Consider the following 6,177-nt stretch of genomic DNA (forward strand, 5'->3'; position numbering starts at 1 on the left):
GTGCGCACCCTGCTCGGCCTCGACGACGACACCGCCGTCATGGTCCGCCAGCTCACCCGCACCGAGCCGGACTGCCCGCCGGTCGAGACCGTCGTCGCTGTACTGCCGATGGACGGCGCGGCTCGCCGCTGGACTCTGCACCAACTTGCCGACCAGATCACCAAGGACGACCTGCGGGCCGCCCTGCTCAACCCCGACCCGGACCACCACGATCACCCGGACCGCTAGCAGCCCGACTCGAGGTCAAGCGCGAGGACGTGGAGAACGAGACCATCGAGACCGAGACCAGGCACCAGCTCGACACCACGGTCACCCCCGGACTTGCCGGTCAGGGACGTGGCCCAGTTCATCTCATGGGTTGTACGGCGTGTGCGTGATGGAGGAAATCTTGAGGTAGCGGGCGCCGTCGGCGGTGGCCCAGGTGGATGAGTCCGGGTTGCCGGGCCAGTCACCGCCCACTGCGATGTTGGCGATGAAGTGCATGCCCGTTCCGGCCGGAGTGCGGTACCACGTAGTACCTGTGATGGTTCCGTCCACGGCGAAGTCGATGTGATCCGGGAACCAGCTGAACGAGTACGTGTGATACGCATTCGTCCAGCCGGAGGTGTTCGTCTTCGAGAACTGTTGCTGGGCGTTGTTGACGTCATGTGACGTCTGGTGGACGACGTTCGGGTTCTGCCCCACGATTTCCGCGGCGTCGAACTCCGGCAGCCACGGATTCAGGTACGCCGCCCATACCGCGGGGAGCAGGCCCTGTCCGTTGGGCATGTTCGCAGTGAAGCTGTAGGTGCCGTACCCGTACAGTGCCGTCGACTCCACGCGGCCCGAGTAATAGACCCCGCCCCCGGCGTTGTACGCCTTGATCACCAACGTGTCGCCCTCGTACCAGACGCAGTCCGGCGTGTACGTCTCCAGCTCGTTGTTGGCAGTCCACCTTCCGTTGATCTTGTTCCAGGAGCTGACCGTCACCGGCGCACCCCAGGAATCGGCACGTGCCGCCGACGCACCGAGCATCAGTGCGGGCGGCACGGCCAGGGCGGCGCCAAGTACGCGTCTGCGGCTCGGCCTACGAGGTATGGAGGTCATCACGGCTCCATTGCTTGGACGACCGAAGGGGCGTGGGAGCGATCCCACGCCCCACTTGTCGCCGGACTGTAGGAGTCCGTTCGTCCATTGACAAGACGCGTCGCACAGATCGGTGCCTGCCTTTGGAAGTTGAACGAGCAATGCCGAATCGAACAGCCCGAGAAATCAAGGGCCCGCAGGGCGTTTGCGTGACTGGCCGCGACCAGTGAGGGATTCTCCTCGGTCGGCCCAGTCCGGCCGCCGGGTGATCGTGGTGCGAAGCGGCAACTGCGGCGCTCAGATCGCCGCCGATCTCGCCTACGACACCCAGCTGACCTGGGTCGCCCAGCACCCGCCCCGCTACCTGGCCGACGCCATCGACAGCCCCGCCCTCTTCGACGCGGCCGCCGCCCGCTGCCGCACCTTGGAGACAGGCCGCACCTACACCGGCGGCGTCGCCCCACGTAGCCGACGGCCCGGGCGGTGTGCGTGCCGACGCTCGGCGGCGGCTGTGAGGCGCTGGAAGCCGACCCAGCACTTCAACTCCCACCGAGCCCAGCTCACCCTGGGCCCGGGCGTGACGGCACCTCCATCAAAGCGAACGAGTACACGGTTTCCTGAATTCAGGATTTCTTGTACGGTCAAGACGTGCTGACTGTCGCTTCCGAGGTCGAGGTGCTCGCGCGCTTCGGCCGTGCCCTCGCCGATCCGATCCGCTGCCGTCTGCTGCTGGCCCTGCGTGAGGCCCCGGCGCATCCGTCCGACCTGGCCGAGCGGCTGGGCATCTCGCGCACCCGGCTCTCCAACCACCTGGCGTGCCTGCGCGACTGCGGACTGGTCATCGGGGTTCCCGTCGGGCGGCGTACCCGCTACGAACTCGCCGACCCGCGTCTGGCGCACGCCCTGGACGACCTGCGCACCGCCGTCGTCGCGGTCGAGACGGACCGCACCTGCACCGAGGCCGACGAGAAGGGCTGCTGCTGATGACCGCGCTCTCCCTGGGGCCCGCGCCGGCCCGGCGCGATCAACTCACCCGCCGTATACGCCTCCTGGTCGCGGCGACGATCACATACAACGTGGTCGAAGCGATCGTGGCGATCACCGCAGGCACACTGGCGTCCTCCACGGCACTGATCGGCTTCGGCCTCGACTCCGTCATCGAGGTCTCCTCGGCGGCGGCCGTGGCCTGGCAGTTCTCCGCGGCCGACCACGCCGTGCGGGAGGCCCGGGAGAAGACCACACTGCGGATCATCGCGGTCTCGTTCTTCGCGCTCGCCGCCTACGTCACCGTCGATGCCGTACGCGCCCTGGCCGGTACCGGTGAGGCCGACCGATCGATCCCCGGCATCGTGCTCGCCGCGCTCTCCCTGCTGGTCATGCCGTTCCTGTCCGCGGCTCAGCGCCGCGCCGGACGGGAGCTCGGCTCGCTGTCCGCCGTCGCGGACTCACGGCAGACGCTGCTGTGCACCTATCTGTCCGCCGTCCTCCTGGCGGGACTGGTCCTCAACGCCACCCTCGGGTGGTCCTGGGCCGACCCCGTCGCCGGCCTGGTCATCGCGGTCATCGCCCTCAAGGAGGGCCGTGACGCCTGGCAGGGCAAGGGATGCTGCGCCGCGCCCACCGCCGTAACAGCACCCTCGGCCGCCGAGGCGGACCGGTGCGGCTGCCGCGCGGGCTGCGACTGCTGCTGAACCCCGCATGGCCACCGACGACGGAAAGCCGCCTGCCGGTCCCCCACCTGGCACTTGGCCTCCGCCACGCACACCCGCCTCCCTCCCGCGGCGCAGCGACCTCCCCGTGGAAGGATCAGCCGGGACAGACCGCCCGCGGGCGGGAGACTCACCGGCGCCCGGAGACCCGATGCACCAGCACCACGGCGATCTCGCCGCCACCCAGCAGGAGCACTGGCAGCAGACCTACGCCGCCCACCCCGGGATGTACGGCGCGGCACCCTCCGGCCCCGCGGCATACGCCGCCACCGCCTTCCGCGAGGCCGGTGCCGAGGTCGTGCTGGAGCTGGGTGCCGGGCACGGCCGCGACGCCCTGCACTTCGCCCGCGAGGGCTTCCGCGTCCATGCCACCGACTTCAGCCCGGTCGGCCTGGACCAGCTCGTCGACGCCGCCCGCGCCGAGCAACTCGCCGAGCGGATCAGCACCACGGTGCACGACGTCCGCACCCCACTGCCGCTGGCCGACGCCTCCATCGACGCGGTCTTCGCGCACATGCTGCTGTGCATGGCACTGTCCACCGACGAGATCCACGCCCTGATCGACGAGGTCCGACGGGTACTACGACCCGGCGGGGTGTTCGTCTACACCGTGCGGCACACCGGCGACGCCCACTACGGGGCCGGCGTCGCACACGGCGACGACATCTACGAACACGGCGGCTTCGCCGTCCACTTCTTCCCCCGACGCCTGGTCGACGAACTCGCCGCGGGGTGGGACCTGACCGAAGTGTTCGCGTTCGAAGAAGGCGAACTGCCGCGCCGCCTGTGGCGCGTGACGCAGATCGCCCACTGAACGGGGCGCCTGGGCAAGGTCAGGTGGACCCGCCCCCGTCCGGCCTGTGGTCAGGCAGCGGCCGGCGCCATGGTGAGCAGCTTGCCCATGGCCGCCAGCACGGACGGCTCGACCCGGTAGTAGACCCAGGTCCCGCGCCGCTCGGAGGTGAGCAGGCCTGCCTCCTTGAGCTTCTTCAGGTGGTGGGAGACGGTCGGCTGGGATACCCCGACGTCGGAGATGTCGCACACACACGCCTCGCCGCCCTCGTGCGAGGCGACCAAGGAGAACAGCCGCAGCCGCACCGGGTCACCCAGCGCCTTGAACATCCGCGCGGCCGTCTCGGCCTCCTCCGCGGTGAACGGACGCTCGGTCAGGGGCGGGCAGCACGGCGCCACGGCCTCCGGCGCCTCGGATTCCAGCAGCGGCAGCACCTTCGTATTCGACATGCATCTATGTTGACACACGTCGAACCAGTCAGGCCAGCGGTGAACGGCTCGGTCGCGGACGGGGCGCGCCGCCAGGCTTCGCGCGACGCGGACGGCATCCCGGTGGCCCCTCGTCGATCACTGCCGCATTTCTGATCCACTCCCCGACCGATCCACTGATTCGGTGAATGTCTATGTTGACGCTTGTCGATACAGGTGCCATCCTGGGTCCCGCAAGACATCGACAGACGTCGAAACAAAGGGGAACCTCGTGGCTGTGTCCATTAACAGCGTGCCCACCACCGACCAGCTGCCCGTCGTGGTCATCGGAGCCGGTCCCATCGGGCTGGCCGCCGCCGCCCACCTCGTCGAGCGTGGCCTGGAACCGCTGGTCCTGGAGGCCGGCCCCTCCGCCGGCACCGCCGTACGCGACTGGGCGCACGTCCGCCTGTTCTCCCCGTGGGCCGAGGTCACCGACCCCGCGGCTGAGAAGCTCCTCGCCCCCACCGGCTGGGTCCGCCCCGACGGCGCCATCTACCCGACCGGCGGCGACTGGGCCGAGCAGTACCTCCAGCCGCTCGCCGACGTCCTCGGCGACAAGGTCCGCTACGGCGTCACCGTGACCGGCGTGGCCCGCGCGGGGCGTGACCGCATCGTCGACGCGGACCGCGACGAACAGCCCTTCACCGTGCACCTCCAGTCGGCCGACGGCCATGAGGAGCGCCTCACCGCGCGTGCCGTCATCGACGCCTCCGGCACCTGGGCCATCCCCAGCCCGATGGGCGCCGACGGCCTGCCCGCCCTCGGCGAGAAGACTGCGGCCGACCGCATCGCCTACCGCGTCCCCGACCTGAAGGACCCGGCCGCCCGGGCCCGGTACGCGGGCAGGCGCACCGCCGTCATCGGCTCCGGCGCCTCCGCCTTCACCGCACTCGCCTACCTCGCCGATCTGGCCAAGGAGGAGCCCGGTACGCACACGGCGTGGATCCTGCGCCGGGGCATCGGCGCCAACACCTTCGGCGGCGGTGACGCCGACCAGCTCCCGGCCCGCGGCGCCCTCGGCCTGCGCGCCAAGGAAGCCGTCGAGGCCGGCCACGCCAGTGCGGTCACCGGCTTCCGCACCCAGGCGGTGGACCGCGACGGCGACCAGCTCGTCCTCGTCGCCGAGGACGGCCGCCGTCTGGACCCGGTCGACGAGGTCATCGTGCTCACCGGCTTCCGCCCTGACCTGTCCTTCCTCTCCGAGGTCCGCCTCGGCCTCGACGAACGCCTCCAGGCCCCGACCGCCCTGGCCCCGCTGATCGACCCCAATGTGCACTCCTGCGGCACGGTCTATCCGCACGGCGTGGGCGAGCTCTCCCACCCCGAACAGGGCGTCTATCTGGTCGGCATGAAGTCCTACGGCCGCGCCCCGACCTTCCTCGCGATGACCGGTTACGAGCAGGTCCGCTCCATCACCGCCGCACTCGCCGGCGACCAGGAGGCTGCCGAGCGCGTCGAACTCACCCTGCCGGAGACCGGCGTATGCGGTGGCGCGGGCCTCTACGACGACCCCGACGCCACTCAGAGCAGCGAGGGCGGAGGCTGCTGCGCGGCCCCGGCCACCCTGCAGATCGGCATCGGCGCGGCCCCGATCACCACCACTGGCGGCTGCTGAACCCGCAACCACACCAAGGAGGTTCGCCATGTCCCGCGTGCAACTCGCCCTCCGCGTCCCGGATCTCGACGCCTCGATCGCCTTCTACAGCAAGCTGTTCGGCACCGAGCCCGCCAAACTCCGTGACGGCTATGCCAACTTCGCCATCACGGAGCCCCCGCTCAAGCTCGTCCTGATCGAAGGCACCGATGGCGAGGCGACCCGCCTGGACCACCTCGGCGTCGAGGTCGAGACGACTGACGCTGTCCATGCGGCCACCGCCCGCCTGAGCGAGGCGGGCCTGGCCACGGCCGAGGAGAACGACACCACCTGCTGCTACGCCCTCCAGGACAAGGTCTGGGTCCATGGCCCCGGCCAAGAGCCTTGGGAGGTGTACGTCGTCAAAGCCGACGCCGACACCCTCACCAAGCAGCAGGGCAGCACCTGCTGCGCCACCCCGGCCGACGCCACCGTCAAGGAGCCGGCCGTCGCGGGCGGCTGCTGCTGACCCCGCCGATGACCAACCTCCACACCCGTGGGGGCGGG

The 6,177-nt window shown here is 70.2% G+C and carries 8 protein-coding genes and 1 pseudogene; 7 read left to right on the top strand and 2 right to left on the bottom strand.

The genetic code is table 11. The annotated features are described in order from the left end of the window. Positions 1–228, top strand: a complete 228-nt coding sequence (locus IE325_RS12555; RefSeq protein ID WP_229911788.1) for a hypothetical protein — start codon at positions 1–3, stop codon at positions 226–228. Positions 229–351: 123 nt separating this feature from the next. Here IE325_RS12555 and IE325_RS12560 read toward each other — a convergent pair whose 3' ends face one another. Next, positions 352–1,086, bottom strand: coding sequence for a glycoside hydrolase family 16 protein (locus tag IE325_RS12560; RefSeq protein ID WP_190069917.1), 735 nt, complete (start codon positions 1,084–1,086; stop codon positions 352–354). A 232-nt stretch (positions 1,087–1,318) separates the two neighbouring features. Here IE325_RS12560 and IE325_RS12565 point away from each other — a divergent pair. From IE325_RS12565 to IE325_RS12580, 4 genes and pseudogenes are all read left to right on the top strand, one after another. After that, positions 1,319–1,525 (top strand): annotated as a pseudogene (locus IE325_RS12565) (pyridine nucleotide-disulfide oxidoreductase); the annotation flags it as partial. A gap of 188 nt (positions 1,526–1,713) precedes the next feature. After that, on the top strand, positions 1,714–2,049 hold the full coding sequence (locus IE325_RS12570; protein WP_190069918.1) for an ArsR/SmtB family transcription factor: 336 nt from the start codon (positions 1,714–1,716) through the stop codon (positions 2,047–2,049). Beyond that, the gene (locus tag IE325_RS12575) at positions 2,049–2,756 is read left to right on the top strand and encodes a cation efflux transmembrane domain-containing protein (RefSeq protein WP_190069919.1); all 708 of its coding nucleotides are present in this window, start codon (positions 2,049–2,051) and stop codon (positions 2,754–2,756) included. The genes IE325_RS12570 and IE325_RS12575 overlap by 1 nt, the downstream gene beginning before the upstream one ends. Before the next feature lie 169 nt (positions 2,757–2,925). After that, entirely contained in the window at positions 2,926–3,588 is a 663-nt protein-coding gene (locus IE325_RS12580; RefSeq protein ID WP_190069920.1) for a class I SAM-dependent methyltransferase, read from the top strand. Between the two features lie 50 nt (positions 3,589–3,638). Here the strand turns inward: IE325_RS12580 and IE325_RS12585 are convergent, their stop codons facing one another. After that, positions 3,639–4,016 (bottom strand): ArsR/SmtB family transcription factor, encoded by a 378-nt coding sequence (locus IE325_RS12585; RefSeq protein ID WP_190069921.1) that lies wholly within the window; start codon positions 4,014–4,016, stop codon positions 3,639–3,641. A 256-nt stretch (positions 4,017–4,272) separates the two neighbouring features. On the opposite strand from IE325_RS12585, the gene IE325_RS12590 reads away from it, so the two are divergent. Further along, the gene (locus IE325_RS12590; protein ID WP_229911816.1) at positions 4,273–5,652 is read left to right on the top strand and encodes an FAD-dependent oxidoreductase; all 1,380 of its coding nucleotides are present in this window, start codon (positions 4,273–4,275) and stop codon (positions 5,650–5,652) included. Positions 5,653–5,680: 28 nt separating this feature from the next. Beyond that, on the top strand, positions 5,681–6,139 hold the full coding sequence (locus IE325_RS12595) for an ArsI/CadI family heavy metal resistance metalloenzyme (RefSeq protein ID WP_190069922.1): 459 nt from the start codon (positions 5,681–5,683) through the stop codon (positions 6,137–6,139). The last annotated feature ends 38 nt before the right edge of the window (positions 6,140–6,177 follow it).

The organism is Streptomyces lanatus (assembly GCF_014655715.1).
GTDB lineage: Bacteria > Actinomycetota > Actinomycetes > Streptomycetales > Streptomycetaceae > Streptomyces > Streptomyces lanatus.